Source organism: Jiella flava, assembly GCF_017349315.1.
In the GTDB taxonomy this organism is placed as follows: domain Bacteria; phylum Pseudomonadota; class Alphaproteobacteria; order Rhizobiales; family Rhizobiaceae; genus Jiella; species Jiella flava.
Genome location: NZ_JAFMPP010000020.1, coordinates 23,756 through 44,502 on the forward strand (window position 1 = coordinate 23,756; position 20,747 = coordinate 44,502).

Below are 20,747 nucleotides of genomic sequence, written 5' to 3' on the forward strand. Positions count from 1 at the left end.
CTGATGGCAACGGGGCTGGCGCCATCGCGGATTGAACCTAAAGATCGGGCCGATGACCAAATACATACCGTTTATCTTGTTCACGGTGTTGACCAATGCTGCGGCGCAGATCATGCTGAAATACGGCATCATGCAGCTCGGTCCTTTGACCTTCGCGGGCGTCAATCCGATCGTGAAGATCCTGCAGGTCGTGTTCAGTCCCTGGGTGTTTATCGGGCTATTCACCTTCGTCATCTCGATGGCTTCGCATCTTTACGTCCTGTCGAAGGTGGATCTGTCTTTCGCCTATCCGTTTCTGTCGCTCGCCTATGTGGCGGTGGCGATATTTGCCTATTTTATCTTCCGCGAAGAGGTGAACGTGATGCGCATCATCGGCATCGCGCTGATTTGCGGCGGCACCTTCTTCATCGCCCAGAGCGGCGCTTCCGCTCGTGCGCATGACGGCGCCAAGCTGGACGCCGGCGTTGCCCAAAAGGAAGCGTCGGTTTCTACAACTCAAGAGATTTCACGATGAAACACGTTCTTTTCGGTGGTGACGGCTTCGTCGGTCGCCACCTTGCGCAAAAGCTCGTCGCCGACGGTGAAGAGGTGGTCGTCGTCGATATCGTCAAGAGCGACCTGCCGCATTACGGCCAGGCCCGCTTTATCGCCTGTGACGTCACCGACAAGGCCGCCGTCGCGGCCGTGCCGATCGCGCCGGACGACATGGTCTACAATCTGTCGGCCAAGATGCTGTCGCCGATCCAGGTGCGGGCAAAGCGCCGCGACTTCTTCTACCCGGTCAACTATTTCGGCACCGAAAACATCATCCATGCGATGGACGATGCCGGGGCGCGGACTCTCGTCCACTTCACCACCGACATGATCTACGGCCACACGGTAACTCACCCGATGACCGAAGAGCATCCGGTCGCGCCGCTCGGCGAATACGGTCAGTCGAAGCTCGACACCGAGGTTTTGGCTGCCACCTGGCGGGACCGGGGCATGAAGATTGCACTGTTTCGCCCGCGCCTGATCATCGGCCCGGGGCGGCTCGGCATCCTGGAGAAGCTGTTCAAGCTGATCGACAACAATCTGCCGGTTCCGATGATCGGCTCGGGCAAGAATCCCTATCAGTTCATCTCGGTCTTCGACTGCGCCGAGGCGGCGCGCTTGGCCTGGAAGGCCGGGGTTCCGAACGAGGCTTATAATCTCGGCTCGCTCAATCCTCCGCCGGTCAAAAAGCTGCTCGGCGACCTCATCCGCCACGCCGGCTCGAAGTCGATCCTGGTGCCGACACCCGGCTTTGCGGTGAAGCGCACGCTCGATCTGCTCGACCGGCTCAATATGCCGCTGATGGACCCCGAACAGTATCTGATCGCCGACGAGATGTGTGTCCTCGACGTGTCCAAAGGCGAGCGCCAGCTCGGCTGGGTGCCGCAGTATCGCGACGAGGACATGCTGATCGCAGCCTATAACGAATATCGCAACAAGCTGTCCGGCAAGGCCGGTCCCGTCTCGCATCATCCCCAGCCGGCTGAGTGAAGGAGATGACCATGCTCGACCGCCCCTCCTTCGTTGCCGCCGATCCGACTCCCTCGCGCCGTGGCTCCGCCAAGCCGGCGCTCTTGTCCGTCGATGACGCCAAGGCGATGTCGGTGGAGACCATGGCCGATCTCTTCAAGGATCACATCAATCCCGGCCAGTTCCACTTCATGAAGCTGCTCGGCTTCCACAAGGTGAAGATCGAGCGCGCCGAGGGCATGTATTACACCGACCAGACCGGCCGGAGGATCCTCGATTTCTTTGGCGGCTTCGGCTCGCTCGCCCACGGCCACAACCATCCGCGGGTGCTGGCGGCGCGGGAGCGATTCCAGGAAGAGAGACGGCACGAGATCGCGATCGCCTTTCTCTCGCAATATGCCGCCGCGCTCGCCAAGAATCTGGCGGCATGCTCGCCGGGCGCGCTCGACATGGTGTTTTTGGGTTCGACCGGTTCGGAAGCGATGGAAGCGGCGATCAAGGTCGCCGAGCGCGCTTCGGGACGGAAGGCGTGTAAGATCGTCCATGCCGAGAACTCGTTCCACGGCAAGTCGAAGGGCGTTCTGTCGCTGACGGATTCACCGCTTTATCAAGGCGACTTCCAGCTTGTCGGCAATCGCTACAAGGTGCCGTTCGGCGATCTCGAGGCGCTGAAGCGGGTGATCGAGAACGACAGCGACGTCGGCGTCGTGGTGCTGGAGACGGTGCAGGGCGGCGGCGGCATCATCGGCGCGCCGACGGCCTACTGGCAGGGCTTGCGCGCGCTTTGCGACCGCCACAACGTGTTGTGGGTCGCCGACGAGGTGCAGTGCGGCTACGGGCGCACCGGCAAGTTCTACGCCTTCGAGCATCACGGCGTGGTGCCCGACGTCACCGCTCTCGCCAAATCGCTCGGCGCCGGCAAGGCGGCGGTCGGCGCGATGATCGCCACGCGCGATGTTTATATGAAGGCCTATGGCACGCCGAAGACGGCGATGATCCACGCCCAGGCGACCTTCGGCGGCATCGGCGAGGCCTGCGTGACGGCGATCGAGGGCCTGAACGTTCTCTATGATGAGGATCTGATCGGCAATTCGGCCGAGACGGGGGCCTATCTGTTGGCGCGGCTGCAGGCGATCCAGGCGAAATATCCGCAGATCATCAAGGAGGTGCGGGGGCAGGGGCTGATGATCGGGCTGGAGTTCCAGGATTTTTCCCGCACCTTGCCGCTGGCGCTGCGGCCGATGGTGGCGGTCCTCGACGACAAGCTGAAGGGCTCGTTGTCGGGCTTTATCGGCGCGCTGCTTTTGAAGGACTACAACGTTCTCGTCGCCTTCACCGAGTATAATCGCAACGTCATTCGCCTCGAGCCGCCGCTGATCTGTGGCGAGAGCCATGTCGACGAGTTTTGCGACGCACTCGACGCGCTGCTGGCGCGCGGTATCGTGTCGATCGTCAAGGATTTCGTCAAATCACAGCTCGGCTGATCGGCTTGATCGGCTGACCGCCGCCCCTGGGTTAAGGGTGGATGCGTCAGTCGTTGGCGCCTGGCGCACCGATCTCGTCCGCATCGAGTGCGGCGAGATTGGTCTGGAGGCGGATCAGATAGCGGCGAAAGGCTTTGCGCTCGCGTTCTGTGAAGCCCGCGAGCGCCCGCCGCTCCAGGCTCTTCTGTGCATTTTGGACGCGCTCGACGATGGCTGCGCCCTCAACCGTCAAAAACGCCCGGCTCTGCCGCAGGTCGGTTTCCGAAACGCGCTTTTCAACCAGTCCTTGGGTGGTCAGGCGGGCGATCGTCTTGGTGACCGTCGGCGGCCGCACCGCCAGTTTTTCCGCCAGATCGCGCAGGGTGATGCCGTCATTCTTGCCGATGACGACCAGAACGCTGTCCTGTCCGGGATAAATCTCCGCCGTGCCGAGATCGTGCAGCAGGGCCGTGCGGGCGTGTCGGGCGGCGAGAACCAGATGGCCTGTCACCAGTCCCTTCTTGCGCTTTCGGGGCATTTATTCTCTCGTCTTCTGCAATGGCTGCAGAATGGGCGTTAGACGGCCGGCTTGTAAAGTTTGGTTTATGCGGGAAGAAAAGTCCGCCGTGGGCTGCCGCGATCGGGACGAAGCGGTATTTGAGATGCCCGAGCGGGAGAGCAAGAGCCATAATCGCGGGAAGCCGCGATGGATGCAGGGTTGCAAAGGATTCGTGCCATGGCGCTACGCCGCCGTTTTGAGGAGATGTCGAGCGTCGAGTTGGCGGCGCTGGCGCCTGATATCACCGCGGCCGTGGCGGTTCTGCCGATCGCGGCGATCGAACAGCACGGGCCGCATTTGCCGCTTGGCACCGACGCCTATCTCGCCGACGCCATGGTCGAATCCGTCATCGCCAAACTGCCGGACGCGGTGGCAGCGACCTTTCTGCCGACCTTTCGAATCGGTCAATCGAGCGAGCACACGGCGTTTCCCGGCACGCTCAGTCTCGACACTCAAACGCTCGCCGCGGCGCTGATCGCGATCGGCGAGGGGCTTGCCGATGCCGGCTTTCGCCGGCTCGTCATCGTCAATTCCCATGGCGGTAACACGCCGGCAATGGACACGGTGGCGCTGGAGCTGCGCCGGCGGCGAGGGCTGCTCGTGGGGATCTGTTCGTGGTTGCGCTTCGGCTATCCGGAGGGCGTGTTGCCGCAACAAGAGATTGATCACGGCATTCACGGCGGCGCCGTCGAGACCGCGCTGATGCTGCATTTTTATCCCCGTCTCGTGCGGACCGAGCGGATCGCCCGGTTTGAGACGCTGCAGGCGAGACTGGAAGACAAGCACACCCATTTGCGCGCCCATGGCCGGCTCGGTTTCGGCTGGATGGCAAACGATCTCAACCCGCAAGGGGTCGTCGGCGATGCGACGCTCGCCACCCCGGCGATCGGCGCGGCGATCGCAGCCCATCAGGCTGACGCTTTCCTGAGTTTTTTGGAGGATGTCCTGGCGTTCGATCTGGGGTCGCTCGCCTGAGAGGAGAATGGGATGGTCGATCCGGTTCGCGACAAGGCGCCGTCGGTGCCTTGGCAGGCCGAAAGGTCCGGCCGATTGTGGCTGAAAAATCCGCTGGCGATCCTGGCTGAGGACGCCGGCGGCGGGGTGGTGGTCGAGGATGGGAAAATCACCGAGACGGTCGCCGCCGGCAAGGCGCCGGTCTCGCCTTTCGACGCGCCGTTCGACGCCTCGCGCCATGTCGTGCTGCCGGGGCTGATCAACACCCATCATCATTTCTACCAGACGCTGACGCGGGCGCATCCGGCGGCGATCGACAGGGGTCTGTTCTCCTGGTTGCGGGCGCTCTATCCGATCTGGAGCCGCTTGGATCCGGAGGCGATGCGGCTCGCCGCCCGGCTGTCTCTGGTCGAGCTGCTGATGTCCGGCTGCGCCACCGCCGCCGACCATCACTATCTGTTTCCGGCCGGGCTCGACGATGCGATCGATATCGAGGTGGCCGAGGCACAGGCCCTCGGCATCCGGGTGACACTCACCCGCGGCTCGATGGACCTGTCGCAAAAGGATGGCGGCCTGCCGCCCGATCATGTCGTTCAGGATGCCGACACGATCCTGGCCGACAGCGAGCGGCTGATTTCACGCTACCACGACCGGTCGCCGGACGCGATGGTCCAGATCGCGCTGGCGCCGTGCTCGCCGTTTTCGGTGACCAAACTCTTGATGCGCGAGACTGCGGCGTTGTCGGAGAAACATGATTGCCGCCTGCACACCCATCTGGGCGAGACCGAAGACGAGAATGCCTTTTGCGCCGAGACCTTCGGCTGCCGGCCGCTCGACTATCTGGAGGAACTGGGCTGGCTCGGACCGCGCACCTGGCTCGCCCATGGCATCCATTTCACCACCGATGAATGCCGTCGGCTCGGCCGGCACCAGGTCGGCGTCTGCCATTGCCCGTCGTCCAACGCTGTACTCGCCTCGGGTTTTTGCAAGGTGCGCGAGCTGCGCGCGGCCGGCGCCCCGGTTGGCCTCGGCGTCGACGGCTCGGCCTCGAACGACGGCTCGAACATGATCGCCGAATTGCGCAGCGCCTTGCTGTTGCAGCGGCTGCATTACCGCTCGGCTGCCGCATTCGGTGTCCGCGACGCGATCGAGCTCGCGACAACCGGATCGGCCGCCTGCCTCGGTCGGCCGGAACTCGGCCGGATCGCGGTTGGCGCCCGGGCCGATCTGGCGCTTTTTACCCTCGATGACTTGCGCTTTTCCGGCGCCCATGACCCGGTCGCCGCTCTGATCCTGTGCGGGGCGCAGACCGCCGATCGGGTGATGGTCGCGGGGCGATGGCGGGTCGTCGACGGCGTCCCGCTCGGCATCGATCTCGCGGCGTTGCGCGCTGACCATGGACGCGCGGCCGCGCGTTTTGCCTGAGGCTTTGCGTTTGCGATGAGCCAACCCCGGCCCGCGGCGCGTGACCAGCAGAGGCGATCGGGGTGGGCGGACGGCGTCATCTGCGGTGCAAGGAATCTTGGCGCCGGGCCTTGGCGCCGTGCATGGCGCCGCGTGCCGGACGCTGCTTGGAGTCATGATGATTCCGCCCCTCCGATGTATCCTGCCTCGACGCGGATGTGACCGCTTTCGATCAAAAACTAACGTTGCGATATTATTGCCTAGAGGGCAATCGCTTCCATTGCATGCAATAATGGAGACGCTAATATTTTAGTAATGTTGTTCTTTCGGTGGGATCAGTTTTTGCTGGACGTCTTCGGTGATTTGTAACAACTGTTGCGATACCTTGGCCTCAGTCAAAACGTTGCGACGGATTGCTGTGTTTCGTAAGGCGCAAAACCCCGTGGGATCAGCCCATATCGACGTTGAGATCGAGCGCCTTGGTCCGTTACTCGATTTTTCGCCCGCGTTGGGACGGCGGTACGAGGCGGACACCTGCTTCGGCCGGGTCCGCCATCTCCGCCTGAGCATGCTGATGGGCATCCTGTGCTACAACAGCTACGATCTCATCAGTTTCTTGGTGTTCCCGCTTCTGGCGACGGAGTCGATATTTCTACGGCTGTTGATGACGGGGTTTGCCCTGGCTGCCTATTTGGCGGTGCCGAAGCTCGCCTCGAGGATGCGCGAGACGCTGATGTTGGCCATCATGATTGGGGCCTGCACCATTCCGCTGGTGATGTTCTGGTCCGGCCCGGTCAACGATGTGGCCATTACTTTCGTCGACTACCTTCTGACGGTGGTCTTTGGGGTGGTCGTGCTGCAGCTGCGATTTCCGGCCGCGACTCTGCTCATCTTGCTGGCATGTTCGGGCGGAGAATACGCTGTTTGGCTCCGGCCCGATCTCAGCTACGAACTCCGGCTCGGCCTGTCCCTGCAGCTGACAATCGCCTCGCTGTTTCTGGTCTTGAGCAGCTGGCTGCTGCAGAAGAGCCTGCGCGAGGCATATTTAACGAATCTGCGCGAGATCGAGCGCTCGCGGCAGCTGGAGGTCGCGCGCCAAAGTCTCGCCGAATTGTCGATGACCGACGTTCTGACCGACCTCGGCAATCGCCGCTGCCTCGACGACGCTCTGCCGGGCTGGCTGGAGGAGGCGCGAAGCGGCACCAAGAGCTTTGCCGTGGTGCTCGCTGATGTCGATCACTTCAAGGCCTTTAACGACCATTACGGCCATCTGGCCGGCGACACCTGTCTGCGCCGGATCGGCGCGGCCTTGCGGCGGGTGACCCGCCAGGGTGAGGATCTGGTGGTGCGCTATGGCGGCGAGGAGTTTGTCATCCTGTTCAAGACGGCCAGCGAGGCGGTGGCATTTCAGCGGGCGAACGACCTGGTCAATGCGATCTTCGCGCTCGCGATCGCTCATGACGCGCGGCCGGACAATGTCAGCCGGGTGACGATCAGCGCCGGTTTGGCGTTTGTTCCCGCCTCGACCCAAACCTCGCCACATGCGGTGATCGCCGCGGCCGATGTCGCGCTCTATCGGGCCAAGCATGCCGGTCGCGGTCGCGTCGCGTTGGCGTTCGACGGCGAGGATAGCTTGGGCGGACGGGAGGTGACGCTGCGCCGCTCAGGGAGCGTGGCTCGCACGCCCATGGATCTGGAGCGCTCGCGCTGACGTATCAGCCCGAAAATCGGGATCGATTTTCGACTAAGCGCGATGTGTCACGTCCATGACGGAGAGCGTCACGGGTTGTCCTGTCGGACGCAAAACCGACAAGCTCGATCCTGGACGTTAAAGGTTCCGAGCGTCCGGCGCATCGGGAGTGAGGGGCGGGCAACGCCCAGGACTTGCCCAGGCTCGGGGCTCCGCGTCGGAAAGAGGGCGGGGGGCCAGAATGCGACCGAGGCGGCTGCGTGGCTCAGTCGCCGGCGACGAAGAATTGCAGATCGCCGTCCGGGGTGATCCCGATCCGGTAGAAATTATAGGCGCCGAATTCGAGCATCGCCTGGTAGTCGTTGGCGGTGACGATTTGAAACAGCTCGACCAGCTGCGGCTTGGTCAGTTTGTTGAGATCGAGTTGGGTGAAATACGGCCAGACATAGATCTCGTCGTCGCCATTCGGCTCCACACGCGCATAGCCGGCATTCAGGACGTCGATCATGATGGCGAGGGTTTCGAGCCCTTGGCCGTCGCCGGATGCGCGCTTGAGAAAGGCGATCGGATCGGCCGGCGTGTTGGCGAAGGTCAACAGCGTGCCGTCCGGGCCGGGGCGGAGGAAGGGGCGCAGCTCGCCGATGTCGCCACTGCGGGCGGCGGCCAGCAGCTTTTCCCGCATCTCACGGACCGGGGCCGGCAGCTTGGCGGGGTCGTGGCTGATGTCCGAGTCGAGGGGCAGCGCCGATCTCCCGGCCGTGCCGGAGGCGGCCGGGGGCCGGTCTGCGTCGCCGCCTGGCAAGACGGGCGGCTGATTGGCGGCGCCGCGGCCGTCGGTCGAATGCGGTGGGGTGAGCGGTGCCGTCGCACCACCACCATTTTCCGGCCGGGCCGCGCCATTTGCCGGCGGCGGGGTATAGATCTTGCCGTCGCGGGCGTTCTCATCCTCGGGCGACAGCGGAACCTCGCCTTCGTCGGTGCCTTCCGACTCCGGCACGGAGGGTGTGTTCGCGCTTGGCGGCTTGGCGCCATTCGGCGCCTTGTCAGGGGCGCTTTGCTTTGTCTGATCTGAGGGCAGATTGGGGCCTTGGCGATCCTTTTCAGATCCCGGCAAGGGCGGCAACGGCACCGCGACGATGCCACCACTGCCATGATAGCTGTCGTCGTCATTTTCGAACTGCGAAAAGGCGAAGGCTTGGCTCGCGACGACGAAACAGAAACCGAGGCAGACGAAAAGGATGGGCAAGTTCGTCGAACGACGCATCGTCTCAGAGGCCTTTGCTGATGGCTATGCTTCGGTGGGTGGTCGGGCCTCGCCCCTTTCATGCTGATCTGTCGGCGGCGGGAACGAGCGGTCGCGCGTCTGAAAACTGCGCCTCCGGATTGCTGTGTTGGCCGCGCTACTGGATCGTGCGGTCGGGGCGGAACTCGCCGTATTCCAGACGCTGGCGCAGCGTTTCCATCAGTGACAGCACGTCGTCCTCGCCATGCAGGCGGACCAGCTCGGTCAGGGCGGTGGTGATCGCCGTCTCGGCCAGGATCTCGGTTTCGATGCCGTCGGACATGCCGTCCGCCCAGGCCTCGTTGTGATATTCGAGGGCCACCTGCTTCTTTTCCGCCTGGATCATTTCCTCCAGTTCGGCGCTGTGTAGATCGATCATGTCACCCTCTAAAATTTCGGTCCCCGGTTTCACCACTCGTTAAGACCTATCATGTTCAGAACGATTCGACGGGCGAAACGCCGCAGATCGTTAATCAAACGTTAAGCCCCGTACCTGGACCCGATCTCACGTGCCAGGGCCGCGCCTTCCCGGCGGTAACGATCAACCGCGACCCGGGCCGCCTTGGTGCAGCTGCGATAGGTCGCCGCGAAGCTGCGATAGCCATTGTTGAAGCTGGCTATCAACTGCCGCTTGTCGGCCTCGCGAGGAGCCTGCGCCGCGATCAACGCGCTCATTTCCGTACGCCACACATCTGCATCCGGCTCACCGCACAGCTTGCGCAGGAAGTGCACCGAACCCAGAATCGTCGCCAGGCGACCGAGCGGCCGCATGAACGGTGCTTCGCCTGGTGGCTCTGGCGGCTGGGTCGCCTCGGCATTGGCCGCGTCGCTTGCCTGATCTTGCGCAAGAACCGGCCGCGGGTCCGCCAGAGCAATGGCCAAAGCAGCGAGGATGGTCAAGACGGGCAGACTGAAACGACGCGATCGCATGGGGCGAGCTTTCACCGATCGTTAACCCTATGGCAAGCGAAAGGAGGGCTTGCCGGGCGTTCTTCGTCTTTCTGCGGCGCGGTCGCAACAACGATCGATGCAGGCGGTTAACGCTCCGGCGTGGCGCGTCTTTTTCAAGGGGAGACCGGGTGTTCAAAAATGCGTGTGCATCGCGAAAATCGCCCTTTGATTCGCAGTGCGTCCGGGTTCCGCCCGAACAGATCCTTCGCAGACCGCCTTTCGACTAAGCGGGGCGACTGGTTTCACCGCTCGTTGCGGCACTGCGCGACGACGGCGGAAAGGCCTGGCGTCGTCTCACCGGCGGCCTCCATGGCGCGGATGTCTGTCAGCGTGAAGCGGCCGACGGCGGCTGCATCGTCGCCCGCTTTCGGCGCGGCGTTGGCGGGGAGGGCGGCGGAAAAGACGGCGATCACCACATGGAGGCTGTCGCCGATCGTCTCGTGAACGGTGGTAAAGCGCGGGGCCGCGATCGCCAGACCGGTTTCCTCGAAAAGTTCGCGGCGGGCCGCCGATTCCAGGGTCTCGCCGAATTCAACACCGCCGCCGGGCAGGCTCCACATCCCTTCGAAGGGCGCTTTGCCGCGGCGCACCAGCAGGCTACGCTCGGCGTCAAAGACGCAGATGGAGACGACGAGGGCGGGCCTTGCGCGCTGCGTCATCGGTGTCGTCTCCTTCTCGCTTTGTCGGAGCGTTCGGTGTCGACCGATTCGCCGATCGCCGCAAAGGGAATCGTCATTGGCCGGCCGCTTCGCTCTCACCGCATCGCCCGAGACCGTAAAGGCGCATTTCGCCCTCAGCGATCTCGATCCGTTTCCGCCGCGCCCGGCGATCCTGCCGACGCACCCGATCCTGGTGGTGCTCGCCGGCCGCGAGGGGCGGTTCGAGGTCGCTCGGGCCGGACGCCTGGCGCAACTGGTGCGGTGGGGCTTGATTCCGAACTGGTTCAAGGCCGAAGGGCCGCTGCCGGCGCTGTTCAACGCCAAGGCCGAGACGGCGCATGAGAACGCCGCCTTTCGCGGGCCGTTGCGTCATCGCCGCTGCCTGGTGCCGGCGAGCGCCTTCTTTCGCAAGCTCGGCGGCAAGGGCGGGCCGACCCATCGCGTCAGCCTCGACGGGGAGGCGGTGATCGCCCTGGCGGGGGTGATGGAGAGCTATATGGCGCCGGACGGCAGCGAGGTCGACACGGCGGCGATCCTGACGGCCGAGACCTGGCCCGTCGATCGCGGCCGGCTCAGCCGTTTGCCGGTGGTGATTGCGCCGCATGATTATCCGCGTTGGCTCGACTGTCGCAGCCATGAGCCGGCGGCAATCGCCGGCCTGATGCGGGCGCTGCCGCTGACCGCCTTCACTCTAACGGCGGCGTGAGATTGCGCCTGCGCCGGTCAGGCCGTCGCGGCGGCAGATCGGCGCGGTTGCGCGATCAAAACGTTGGAATGCGATCCGAGGCCCGACGGCCGCATTCGGTCTTCCAGCTGATGTCTCAAGCGTCTGGCCGCAAAACAGCGTCTGGCCGTGAACGGAGGCGCTGAGAAGAGCTTCAGAGGCCGGTCCGAGGTCCGCGCGAGACGCCTATCCACGCCACGGCCGGCGAACCGTGACCGATCCTCACATGCCATGCCGTGTGAGGCGCTGGCGGCTTACTCGGCTGCGATCAACCGGTCCGTCTTGCGCAGATCCACTGCCTCGGCCCGAGCAATCTTGCGGCTGGCCTGGCTGGCGGCGGCAATCGCCGGAATGGCGATGTCACGGTAGTTGCGTACGAGATCGATTTCGGCGTCTCGGTCGCGCTTCGAGCGGAATTGCAGATTGTCTTTCATCGTCCTGGTCCAAAGGTGTGTCGTCGTCCGGTGACGGATCTTTTCAGCCGGTGAATTACGCTAGTTTGACGACGTTTCCTTATTCATCCTTGACCGTTTGCGTGGCGAGTCACGGAGTTTGCCGGGGCGTGTCTACGGGGTGACAGCGAAAGCCGTGGGAAAAGCAAGAAATTCCTGGACCGCGGGGATTTGAAAGCAATTCGTTCCAACGCGGATCGGGGCGCAATTTGTGTTTCAGCGCGACACGAATCGTGGGGCCTCGGGATCCGGTGCAATCGCGGCCCATGACGGTTCTATGACCGCGCTGGCGATGAGGGGTGATGTTCGCCCGCAGACGCGATGTGACGCCCGCCCGCGCAAATTCCGACCACCGAATCGCCATCTCCTGCGACATCCTGTATGTCGGCGGCGAACCGATAGGACGAAAGGGGGCGGGGCCGTCCGCCACGCCTCGACAGGACGATCAAATGACGAGCGACGACGGTTTTCGCGGCCTGCATCTCTTCAACACCATGACGCGCGAGAAGGCGCCGTTTCGTCCGCTCGACTGGGGCCCGGAAGGCGGCATTTCTGAAGGCGAGCGGCAGGTTCGCATATATGTCTGCGGCCCGACCGTCTATGACTACGCCCATATCGGCAACGCCCGGCCGGTGATCGTCTTCGACGTGCTGTTTCGCCTGCTGCGCCACCTCTATGGTGCCGAGCATGTCACCTATGTGCGCAACATCACCGACGTCGACGACAAGATCAACGCCCGGGCGCTGCGCGACCATCCCGAGCTGCCGCTGAACGAGGCGATCCGCAAGGTGACCGAGCGCACCGCCGCGCAGTTCGAGGCGGATGTCGCGACGCTCGGCAATCTCGCGCCGACCCATCAGCCGCGCGCCACCGACTTTGTCACCGGCCATCCCGACGGCCACGACATGGTGACGATGATCGCAAGGCTCATTGCCAAGGGCCACGCTTACGAAGCCGGCGGCGAGGTGCTGTTCGACGTGACGTCGATGGACAATTATGGCGGGCTCTCCCGGCGCAAGCTGGAAGACATGCGCGCCGGCGCGCGCGTCGCCGTCGACGCCCACAAGAAGAACCCCGGCGATTTCGTTCTGTGGAAGCAGTCCTCGCCGGCCGAGCCGGGCTGGGACTCGCCCTGGGGCCGGGGTCGGCCGGGCTGGCACATCGAATGCTCGGTGATGAGTGCGGCCTATCTCGGCGAGACCTTCGACATCCATGGCGGCGGGCTCGACCTGATCTTTCCGCACCACGAGAACGAAATCGCCCAGTCCTGCTGCGCCCACGGCACCGACCAGATGGCCAAGGTTTGGATGCACAACGGCTTTTTGCAGGTCGAAGGCCGCAAGATGTCGAAGTCGGAAGGCAATTTCTTCACCGTCCAGCAACTTCTCGAAACCGAGGTCTTCGGCGGCCGCCGCTGGCCCGGACCGGTGCTGCGGCTCGCCATGCTGATGACCCAGTACCGCGAGCCGATCGACTTTTCGGTGAAGCGCCTCGAGGAGGCGGACGACCTTCTTGCGGGCTTTGCCCGGGCAGCGGCCGGGATCGAGGCGAGTGCCCCGAGCGCGGCCTTCGTTGCGGCGCTGAGCGACGATCTGGCGAGCGCGGCGATGATGGCGGAGCTGCACGCCTTGCGCAAATCCGATCCGGCGGCGCTCAAGGCCTCGCTGGACCTCATCGGTGTCGATCTGTCGGATTGGCAGGCGTCATCGGCGAGCGCTGCCGCGCTTGCGCTGGATCCGGCGGCGATCGATGCGGCGATCGCGACGCGGCTCGACTTCATCCGCGTCAAAAACTTCGCCGAGGCCGATCGCATCCGCGAAGAACTTGCCGAAAAGGGCGTGGTGCTGACGGATGGCAAGGACCCCGAAAGCGGCGAGCGGATCACCCGCTGGGCGGTGAAGCGCTTAAGATGACGGGGGGCAGCATGAGGGTTGCCCGCTGCCTGGCCGCCTCGGGCCTTTGCCGATTTGTCACCTTTCCGTCGCTGGTGTAGACACGGCACCAAGGGACAAGGGGGCGTTCAGACGCCCCATCAAAGGCGGGTTATCCTGCCGAACAACAGGGACGAGCTGCAACCTCGCGGTGCGCTAGCCCGGCTTTGACGACCATTTCGGCCGGCGCAGCCGGCACTAGAGGAGCATTCATGGACCGCATTCGCATTCGCGGCGGCAACGAACTGAGCGGCGTGATCCCGATTTCGGGCGCCAAGAACGCGACGCTGCCGCTGATGATCGCTTCGCTCCTGACCGACGACACCCTGACGCTCGAAAACGTGCCGCATCTGGCCGATGTCGAGCTGCTCACCCGCATCCTCGGCAATCACGGCGTCGATATGTCGGTGGCTGGCAAGCGCTTCGGCCAGGACGCCGGCATCGGCCGCACCATCCATTTCAATGCCCGCAACATCGTCGACACCACCGCGCCTTATGAACTCGTCTCCAAGATGCGGGCGAGCTTCTGGGTGATCGGCCCGCTTCTGGCGCGCATGCACGAGGCGAAGGTGTCGCTGCCGGGGGGGTGCGCCATCGGCACGCGGCCGGTCGACATCTTCATCGAGGGTCTGCGTGAGCTCGGCGCGACGATCGAGATCGAGTCCGGCTATGCGGTGGCCAGCGCCAAGGGCGGGCTGGTCGGCAATCGCTTTCGCCTGCCGAAGGTTTCGGTCGGGGCAACCCACGTTTTGATGATGGCCGCGACGCTCGCCAAGGGCGAGACGGTCCTCGAAAACGTCGCGCGCGAGCCGGAGGTGGTCGATTTGGCCGTCTGCCTGACGGCAATGGGCGCCAAGATTGAGGGCGCCGGCACCTCGACGCTCCGCATCGAGGGCGTGCGCGCACTGTCCGGCGCGCGCCACCGTGTGCTGCCCGATCGGATCGAGACCGGCACCTATGCCATGGCCGTCGCCATGACCGGCGGCGACGTGACGCTGACCGGAACCCGCGCCGACCTTCTGCCGACGGCGGTGGAAACCCTGGCGCGGTCCGGCGCGGCGGTCATGCCCGTCGAGGACGGTATCCGGGTCTATCGCAATGGCGGCGGCATCGCGGCGGTGGATGTCACCACCGATCCGTTTCCCGGCTTTCCGACCGATCTGCAGGCCCAGTTCATGGCGCTGATGACCCGGGCCGACGGCATCTCCCACGTCACCGAGACGATCTTCGAAAACCGTTTCATGCATGTCCAGGAACTCGCCCGGCTTGGCGCCAACATCCAGCTGTCCGGTCAGGTGGCGCGGATCGAGGGGGTGACGCGGCTGAAGGGCGCGCCGGTGATGGCGACGGATCTGCGCGCCTCGGTGTCGCTGGTGATCGCCGGGCTTTCCGCCGAAGGTGACACCGTCGTCAACCGCGTCTACCATCTCGATCGCGGCTTCGAGCGGCTGGAGGAAAAGCTTTCGCGCTGCGGTGCGGAGATCGAGCGAATCTCGGGCTGATCGGGCCTACTTGCGGCGAAACATCGGTGCGAATGCCAGTGGAGCGCCGCTCTGGCGACTTGCATTTTGCGGCGATTGCGCCGATCTAAGGGGCGTTTCCCGATTGATCGCGCGAATGGCGCGATGAAGCGAGGGGCGGATCGCGGCTGGACGGAGGCTTGAGGCTTGCGACCGGCCTGCCTGCCGTTTCGAAGACGTTTGAGACCATCCTTGTGGCGAAACGGGGTTGCCCCGAGCGCTGCGCCAACCCTTAGTGGCGACGCCTTCTCATGCAGAACAGGCGCTCGCCGACCCGATGTCAGGATCATAGAGCGAATGGCAAAAGAAGAAGTTCTCGAATTTCCGGGCGTCGTGACCGAGCTGCTGCCGAATGCGACCTTTCGGATCAAGCTCGAGAACGACCACGAGATCATCGCCCATACGGCCGGCCGGATGCGCAAGAACCGCATCCGCGTTCTGACCGGCGACAAGGTGCTGGTGGAGATGACGCCTTACGACCTGACCAAAGGTCGCATTACCTACCGCTTCAAGTAAGCTTTCCAAGCCGGATCCGCATGTCGCCCTCACAACGCCTGGTCCTCGCGTCCGGTTCGCCGCGGCGCCTGGCGCTCCTGCAGCAGGCTGGCATCGAGCCTGAGATGCTGATGCCGGCCGACATCGACGAGACGCCGCACAAGAGCGAGCATCCGCGCTCGCTCGCCAAGCGCCTCTCAAAGGGCAAGGCGGAGGTCGCCGCACGCCGCCTGCGCGATCTCGGCGCGGAGCCGGCCTGCGTGCTGGCCGCCGACACCGTCGTTTCGGTCGGTCGTCAGATCATGCCGAAGGCGGAGTTCGTCGAGGATGCGCTCGCCAATTTGCGGACGCTTTCCGGTCGAACGCACCGGGTCTATACCGGCATCTGCGTGATCGGGCCGAACGGCGCTCTGAGCGAGCGGCTGATCGAAAGCCGGGTGCGTTTCAAGCGGCTGTCGCGGCAGGATATCCAGAGCTACATCGCCTCCGGCGAATGGCAGGGGAAGGCCGGCGGCTACGCCATTCAGGGCCTGGCCGGCGCCTTCGTCGTCCGGCTGATCGGCTCCTACACCAATGTCGTCGGCCTGCCGCTCGCCGAGACTCTAGGACTTCTGGCCGGCGAGGGCTACGACATCCATGCCGGCTGGCGCGCGCCCGGCATGACGCCGGACGAGGTGGCGGCGATCAGCGGCGAGGACGCGGAGACCTTGGACGGCGCCGCGCCGGTTCTCGTTTCGGGCGAGGTGATCGGATCTGCCTTCCCGCGAGATCCAGAGCCCGAGCACGGCGCCAAGGCTGAGGCGATGAGCGAGGCGGTGACGATGCAGGGCGAGGCGCCGCCCGAGGCCGAGGCTGAGTCCGGGGCGCAGATGGCTGCGGCATCACCACCCGCCGACGCGGTCGCCGCCGCAGACGATGCTGCCGACGCCGATGAAGAGGATCGGCGCCAGGCGCGGCGGATCGACCATGTGCTCGGGGCGCTGAAGCAGTTTGGCCGCAAGAGCGAGCCGGCCGCGGCGGGCGCAACGCCTTCGCCGAAAGAGATGCCCGAAGCCGAAGGGTCGGAGGCGTCGCAAAGCGCCGAGCAAGACGGGCCGGGAGGGGGGCGATGAGCGCCGGCCCCGCCGGGGCGCCGACCCCGATGCGCCCGACCCGCAAATGTCCCGAATGCGGCAAGCCCTCGCGCCGCGAGACCTTTCCGTTCTGCTCGCCGCGCTGCAAAGCGGTCGATCTCAACCGATGGCTGTCGGGCCATTATGTCATTCCGGGTTCCTCGATCGAGGATGCGGGGGACGAAAGCGGCGAGGCCTAGAGCATGGTGCCGAAAAGTTGCATGACTTTTCGGGTCACATCATGCGGCAAAACAATGGCTTAGAGCGGAATGGCGATTCCAGTTTATCGCATTCCGCTCTAGCGCGCCCTGCGTCCTATCGGACACACAAAGGACACGCACGCTGACTGGTTCTCCGCATCGTGCTTTGCCGAACATCGCCTCCGATTTTCGGGCCGATTCTGTCGCAGGGGAACCTCTCGCCGCCGTCTCGCGAATACGCGCGATGCGTTTGCGCGAGCAGATATCCAGACGCACGACAAAAATTGACGTCTTACGGAACTGGCGGTGAGGCGTCCCGTGGCTCAAACCGCCTTGCGCTCGCTCTGCCGGTTGGCGCAAAGGCCGCCGGCAGAATGGGACTCATGGTCGTCGTGGAGCGAGGACGCGGGCGACACCCGCTCCGCCAGACCATGGCGGGCATGGCGCAGTTCCGAAACCGCCAAAGCGAGCGACTGCGCGCTTGCGGCATCGCGAGACGTGCAGGCGATATCGAGCGCGCGTAGAGCCTGCTCGACCTCCTCGGCCAGGTCGTCATCATCGTCGATCCGCATGCGATTTCTCATCCTTCGAAGCTCAAGGCGGAAAGGCAGCCGGTCGTCTTTCTGGCGGTCGTCTGTCTGGCGGATCCATGGCGCATGCGCGGCGATCGGTCTGCTGCCGATTGCAGGCTCGCCGAGCGCGCCAGCCGCATGCAACGTCGATTCGTCAGCTTTGACCATATGAGATTGAGCCAAGGTTCAATATCAAACACTTAAATAAATGACCGCAAATTTATGCGGTGCCGTTTCGGCCGTCTGGCGGGCGGGTGCCACTCACCGCTTCAGGGCGCCGACCAAAATCTCATGGCCGTTGGTGATCCGGTTCCACCCACCCGGGTCGTGCTCACTCTGGCGCTTGAGGTAGGTGTAAGGTGTCTGGGTCCAGGGCAAAATCCGCCAGTTGAGATTGTCGAGGATGAAATCGCCGGCGGTGGAATGCAGCGTCAACACCGCGTGACCTTCGCCATTTTGCTTACGCACCACAGTCAGCAGCAGGTCGTCGTAGTCGATGCCGGCCTCCTCATGCAGTCGCCGGCGTTTCAACAGCGCATAGTCCTCGCAGTCCCCAGCCGTCTTCGGATAAGCCCAATATTCCTTGACGCCGTAAAGGTCTTCGTCGGACTCCGCGCGGATCCCGGCATTAACGGCGAGATTGATGGCGGCGATCTTGTGGATGAGTTCGGGGGTCAGATTCAGCGGCTGCGGCGCCGAATGGCCCGGCGTCGGGCGGCACTCGCTCGGATAGCGCTTGCAAAAATCCTGGTGGCCGATCGGCCGCGGCGCACTGACGCCCACCTGCATGAAGCGGCCGGCCTGTTCGACGGCTGCCGCTGGGCTCTGCTGGCCGGCAAGAAGAAGGCAAAGAAAGAGTGTGGCGCCGATCGCGCGAAGTCCCACCATGCGTCCCCTCACGCGCGGGTCAATCTTCGAGATGATCTGCCGATGTTGAGTGCAATGCGAAAAACTGTCAATCGATTGTGCAGTGCGAGACCGTCACGGTTACCAGCCAAGCGCAAGATTGGGATCAGGCACACGCATTGCGATCAGAAAATTGGCGTGAGAATGCCGATCACGCTTTGTCTAAGCATCTGAAAAGATGAGAAAAACGTCTGTATCTCTCTGGCGTGTTGCGCTCCGGCAACGGCGGGCGGCGAACGCGCTATCAACCCTGGAACTTCTCGGGCGTCAGGCCATCTTACCAGCCGCTTCGACGAGATCGGCAAGGATCCGGCCGATCAAGGTGAGGTCCTGCGGGCGGGACAGGCGGTGATCGCCATCCTTGACGAGGCTGAGCGTGACGGCCGATTGCGGCAGGTGCTCAACGAGCGTCAGCGCGTGCTCATATGGCACGTCGTCGTCGGCCATGCCCTGAATGATGCTCACCGGGCAGTGAGTTTCGATCGGTCCGTCGAGGACGAGATTGGCGCGGCCATCCTCGAACAGGTCACGGGTGTAGATGTCCGGCTCGGCGGCATATTGCGATGGGGTTTCGAGCCGACCGGCGGTCTCGATCGACGCGCGTTGCGCGGCATCGAGCTTCGGCAGGATCAGCCGCTCGGTGAAATCCGGGGCGGGGGCGAGGAGCAGAAGGCCGGCGATCTTGGTCTCGATGCCGAAGCTTTGCGCCCGGCGGATCAGATTGAGCGCGATCCAGGCGCCCATGGAGGATCCGGCGAGGATCACCGGATTGTCAGCGTCGAGGCTCTGCAAAACGGCGGCCGCCTCTGCGCTCCAGCGCCCGATGGTGCCCTCTTCGAAGGTGCCGCCGGACTCGCCGTGGCCGGAATAATCGAAGCGACAGAAGCCCAGCTGATGCTGGACCGCAAAATCGAGAAGAAACTCGGCCTTGGTGCCGCGCATGTCGGAGCGATAGCCGCCGAGCCAGACGAGGGTTGGCGCCCGACCGTCGCGCTTGCGGTAAGCGATCCTGCGGGTCTTTTCACCGACACCGACAAGAATCTCGCCAGCAGCATCGGCGGCATCGACGGACTTGTCTGGCTGGTGCTGGGTCATCGTGGGTCTCTCGTCGGGTGGATGTGGGGCTTGTTTCATGGCGCTGCGGTGTCGCGCAAGGGGAGTGGCCGGTCGTCTTGTCGATCGGCGTTGGCGCGCTGGCGTGATGAAATCCCCGGCCTCGATGCCGATCTCTTGTTGCGAAACTGTCGTTTGGGGGATGAAACCTTGCCTGCGCGGGTGTCAAGCGCCGCGAACGGTGTTATAAGGTTCTATAGCACATCATTGACTGCGGCGATCGGCCGTAGCCGGACGGGGATCGGACAGATCGCCGTTTTTGTGCGTTCTGTCTTTCGCATCGTGTCGTCAACAACAGGAGAGTACGACCATTCGCAGACCATTCCGTGCACCGCCGGCTCAAAAGGAAGGCCCTCGGTCCAATCGTGACATCCGGGTTCCGCAGGTTCAGCTGATCGATCAAGAGGGCCAGAATCGTGGCCCGACCCCCACGCAAGAGGCTCTGGCGATCGCCGAAGAGGCGGGCCTTGATCTTGTCGAGATCGTGCCGACCGCGAATCCACCCGTGTGCAAGATTCTCGACCTTGGCAAGCTGAAATACGAGAACCAGAAGAAGGCGGCCGAGGCGCGCAAGCGCCAGAAGACGATCGAGGTCAAAGAGATCAAGATGCGTCCCAACATCGATGAGCATGATTACGAGACCAAGATGAAGTCCGTGCGTCGGTTTTTCGACGAGGGCGACAAGGTCAAGGTGACGCTGCGTTTCCGCGGGCGCGAGATGGCGCATCAGGAACTCGGCATGCAGCTTCTCAACCGCGTCAAGGAAGACACGGCGGAGATCTCCAAGGTCGAGGCCGAGCCGAAGCTCGAAGGCCGCCAGATGATGATGGTGCTCGCTCCGCGCGGCTGACGCTGCGTGCGAGGCCGGACAGCGCCATCGATCGGTCAAAGATCGGTCAAAGGCCCGGGCCGGCCTATTGCCTCGCGCAGGCCAGAGCATGATGCGGAAACGGCGCGTGACGTTTCGGATCCCATCATGCGGTAAACAATGACCGGGAGCGCAAGGGCGGTTCCGGCGATCGCATTTCGCTCTTGAGCGCCCTGCGTCCGATTGGACGCAGAAGGGACGCTCAAACTCGTTGATTCTACGCATCGTGCGTTGTCGAAAATCAATTCCGATTTTCGGGCCGATGCTGTAGCCATCGGGGGCGTCGCAACGCCGGGCCCGGCAACGCATGGCAACGATTCCGGCCACCGCAAGACATTTGGCACTGCCGCGAGACCGCTCGCGGCAGTGCTTTCGTTTGCCTTCGGCTC

The 20,747-nt window shown here is 63.9% G+C and carries 21 protein-coding genes and 1 pseudogene; 13 read left to right on the forward strand and 9 right to left on the reverse strand.

The features are described 5' to 3' along the window. Positions 1–52 precede the first annotated feature (52 nt). The 3 genes from J1C48_RS17355 to J1C48_RS17365 are packed head-to-tail and all read left to right on the forward strand — an operon-like array spanning position 53 to position 2,987. The gene (locus J1C48_RS17355; protein WP_207259270.1) at positions 53–514 is read left to right on the forward strand and encodes an EamA family transporter; all 462 of its coding nucleotides are present in this window, start codon (positions 53–55) and stop codon (positions 512–514) included. Then, entirely contained in the window at positions 511–1,524 is a 1,014-nt protein-coding gene (locus J1C48_RS17360; protein WP_207259271.1) for an NAD-dependent epimerase/dehydratase family protein, read from the forward strand. The genes J1C48_RS17355 and J1C48_RS17360 overlap by 4 nt, the downstream gene beginning before the upstream one ends. A gap of 11 nt (positions 1,525–1,535) precedes the next feature. After that, complete coding sequence (locus J1C48_RS17365; protein WP_207259272.1) at positions 1,536–2,987, forward strand: aspartate aminotransferase family protein; 1,452 nt, start codon at positions 1,536–1,538, stop codon at positions 2,985–2,987. 46 nt (positions 2,988–3,033) lie between these two features. Here J1C48_RS17365 and J1C48_RS17370 read toward each other — a convergent pair whose 3' ends face one another. After that, the gene (locus J1C48_RS17370; RefSeq protein ID WP_207259273.1) at positions 3,034–3,504 is read right to left on the reverse strand and encodes a MarR family winged helix-turn-helix transcriptional regulator; all 471 of its coding nucleotides are present in this window, start codon (positions 3,502–3,504) and stop codon (positions 3,034–3,036) included. A gap of 198 nt (positions 3,505–3,702) precedes the next feature. Between J1C48_RS17370 and J1C48_RS17375 the strand changes: the two genes are divergently transcribed. The 3 genes from J1C48_RS17375 to J1C48_RS19200 all read left to right on the forward strand — a co-directional run bounded on the left by J1C48_RS17375 (position 3,703) and on the right by J1C48_RS19200 (position 7,594). Further along, a complete protein-coding gene (locus J1C48_RS17375; protein ID WP_207259274.1) occupies positions 3,703–4,500 on the forward strand; it encodes a creatininase family protein in 798 nt (265 codons plus the stop codon). A gap of 12 nt (positions 4,501–4,512) precedes the next feature. Next, positions 4,513–5,904 (forward strand): 8-oxoguanine deaminase, encoded by a 1,392-nt coding sequence (locus tag J1C48_RS17380; protein ID WP_207259275.1) that lies wholly within the window; start codon positions 4,513–4,515, stop codon positions 5,902–5,904. A 421-nt stretch (positions 5,905–6,325) separates the two neighbouring features. After that, positions 6,326–7,594 carry a diguanylate cyclase gene (locus tag J1C48_RS19200; RefSeq protein WP_207259276.1) on the forward strand — a complete coding sequence of 423 codons (1,269 nt, stop codon included), beginning with the start codon at positions 6,326–6,328 and terminating at the stop codon, positions 7,592–7,594. A gap of 244 nt (positions 7,595–7,838) precedes the next feature. Here the strand turns inward: J1C48_RS19200 and J1C48_RS17390 are convergent, their stop codons facing one another. The 4 genes from J1C48_RS17390 to J1C48_RS17405 form a co-directional block, all read right to left on the reverse strand. After that, complete coding sequence (locus tag J1C48_RS17390; RefSeq protein ID WP_207259277.1) at positions 7,839–8,819, reverse strand: hypothetical protein; 981 nt, start codon at positions 8,817–8,819, stop codon at positions 7,839–7,841. Between the two features lie 154 nt (positions 8,820–8,973). Further along, entirely contained in the window at positions 8,974–9,234 is a 261-nt protein-coding gene (locus J1C48_RS17395) for a hypothetical protein (RefSeq protein ID WP_207259278.1), read from the reverse strand. A gap of 101 nt (positions 9,235–9,335) precedes the next feature. Further along, positions 9,336–9,785 carry a TIGR02301 family protein gene (locus J1C48_RS17400; protein ID WP_207259279.1) on the reverse strand — a complete coding sequence of 150 codons (450 nt, stop codon included), beginning with the start codon at positions 9,783–9,785 and terminating at the stop codon, positions 9,336–9,338. A gap of 263 nt (positions 9,786–10,048) precedes the next feature. Next, on the reverse strand, positions 10,049–10,465 hold the full coding sequence (locus J1C48_RS17405; RefSeq protein WP_207259280.1) for an NUDIX hydrolase: 417 nt from the start codon (positions 10,463–10,465) through the stop codon (positions 10,049–10,051). 76 nt (positions 10,466–10,541) lie between these two features. On the opposite strand from J1C48_RS17405, the gene J1C48_RS17410 reads away from it, so the two are divergent. Continuing rightward, positions 10,542–11,171, forward strand: coding sequence for an SOS response-associated peptidase (locus J1C48_RS17410; RefSeq protein WP_207259281.1), 630 nt, complete (start codon positions 10,542–10,544; stop codon positions 11,169–11,171). 272 nt (positions 11,172–11,443) lie between these two features. On the opposite strand, the gene J1C48_RS17415 is transcribed toward J1C48_RS17410, so the two are convergent. After that, positions 11,444–11,623 carry a hypothetical protein gene (locus tag J1C48_RS17415; protein ID WP_207259282.1) on the reverse strand — a complete coding sequence of 60 codons (180 nt, stop codon included), beginning with the start codon at positions 11,621–11,623 and terminating at the stop codon, positions 11,444–11,446. Between the two features lie 467 nt (positions 11,624–12,090). On the opposite strand from J1C48_RS17415, the gene cysS reads away from it, so the two are divergent. From cysS to yacG, 5 genes and pseudogenes are all read left to right on the forward strand, one after another. Further along, the gene (gene cysS, locus J1C48_RS17420) at positions 12,091–13,554 is read left to right on the forward strand and encodes a cysteine--tRNA ligase (protein WP_207259283.1); all 1,464 of its coding nucleotides are present in this window, start codon (positions 12,091–12,093) and stop codon (positions 13,552–13,554) included. Positions 13,555–13,784: 230 nt separating this feature from the next. Then, positions 13,785–15,074 carry a UDP-N-acetylglucosamine 1-carboxyvinyltransferase gene (gene murA / locus J1C48_RS17425; RefSeq protein WP_207259284.1) on the forward strand — a complete coding sequence of 430 codons (1,290 nt, stop codon included), beginning with the start codon at positions 13,785–13,787 and terminating at the stop codon, positions 15,072–15,074. 315 nt (positions 15,075–15,389) lie between these two features. Then, positions 15,390–15,608, forward strand: coding sequence for a translation initiation factor IF-1 (infA, locus tag J1C48_RS17430; RefSeq protein ID WP_019994787.1), 219 nt, complete (start codon positions 15,390–15,392; stop codon positions 15,606–15,608). 20 nt (positions 15,609–15,628) lie between these two features. Beyond that, positions 15,629–16,234: pseudogene (locus J1C48_RS19035) on the forward strand (Maf-like protein); the annotation flags it as partial. 461 nt (positions 16,235–16,695) lie between these two features. After that, on the forward strand, positions 16,696–16,899 hold the full coding sequence (gene yacG / locus J1C48_RS17440; RefSeq protein ID WP_207259286.1) for a DNA gyrase inhibitor YacG: 204 nt from the start codon (positions 16,696–16,698) through the stop codon (positions 16,897–16,899). 323 nt (positions 16,900–17,222) lie between these two features. Here the strand turns inward: yacG and J1C48_RS17445 are convergent, their stop codons facing one another. The 3 genes from J1C48_RS17445 to J1C48_RS17455 all read right to left on the reverse strand — a co-directional run bounded on the left by J1C48_RS17445 (position 17,223) and on the right by J1C48_RS17455 (position 19,472). Beyond that, complete coding sequence (locus tag J1C48_RS17445; RefSeq protein WP_207259287.1) at positions 17,223–17,471, reverse strand: hypothetical protein; 249 nt, start codon at positions 17,469–17,471, stop codon at positions 17,223–17,225. A 261-nt stretch (positions 17,472–17,732) separates the two neighbouring features. Further along, a complete protein-coding gene (locus tag J1C48_RS17450) occupies positions 17,733–18,359 on the reverse strand; it encodes a transglutaminase-like cysteine peptidase (RefSeq protein ID WP_207259288.1) in 627 nt (208 codons plus the stop codon). Between the two features lie 285 nt (positions 18,360–18,644). After that, the gene (locus tag J1C48_RS17455) at positions 18,645–19,472 is read right to left on the reverse strand and encodes an alpha/beta hydrolase (protein ID WP_207259289.1); all 828 of its coding nucleotides are present in this window, start codon (positions 19,470–19,472) and stop codon (positions 18,645–18,647) included. A 328-nt stretch (positions 19,473–19,800) separates the two neighbouring features. Between J1C48_RS17455 and infC the strand changes: the two genes are divergently transcribed. Next, entirely contained in the window at positions 19,801–20,340 is a 540-nt protein-coding gene (infC, locus tag J1C48_RS17460) for a translation initiation factor IF-3 (protein WP_207259321.1), read from the forward strand. Positions 20,341–20,747 lie beyond the last annotated feature (407 nt).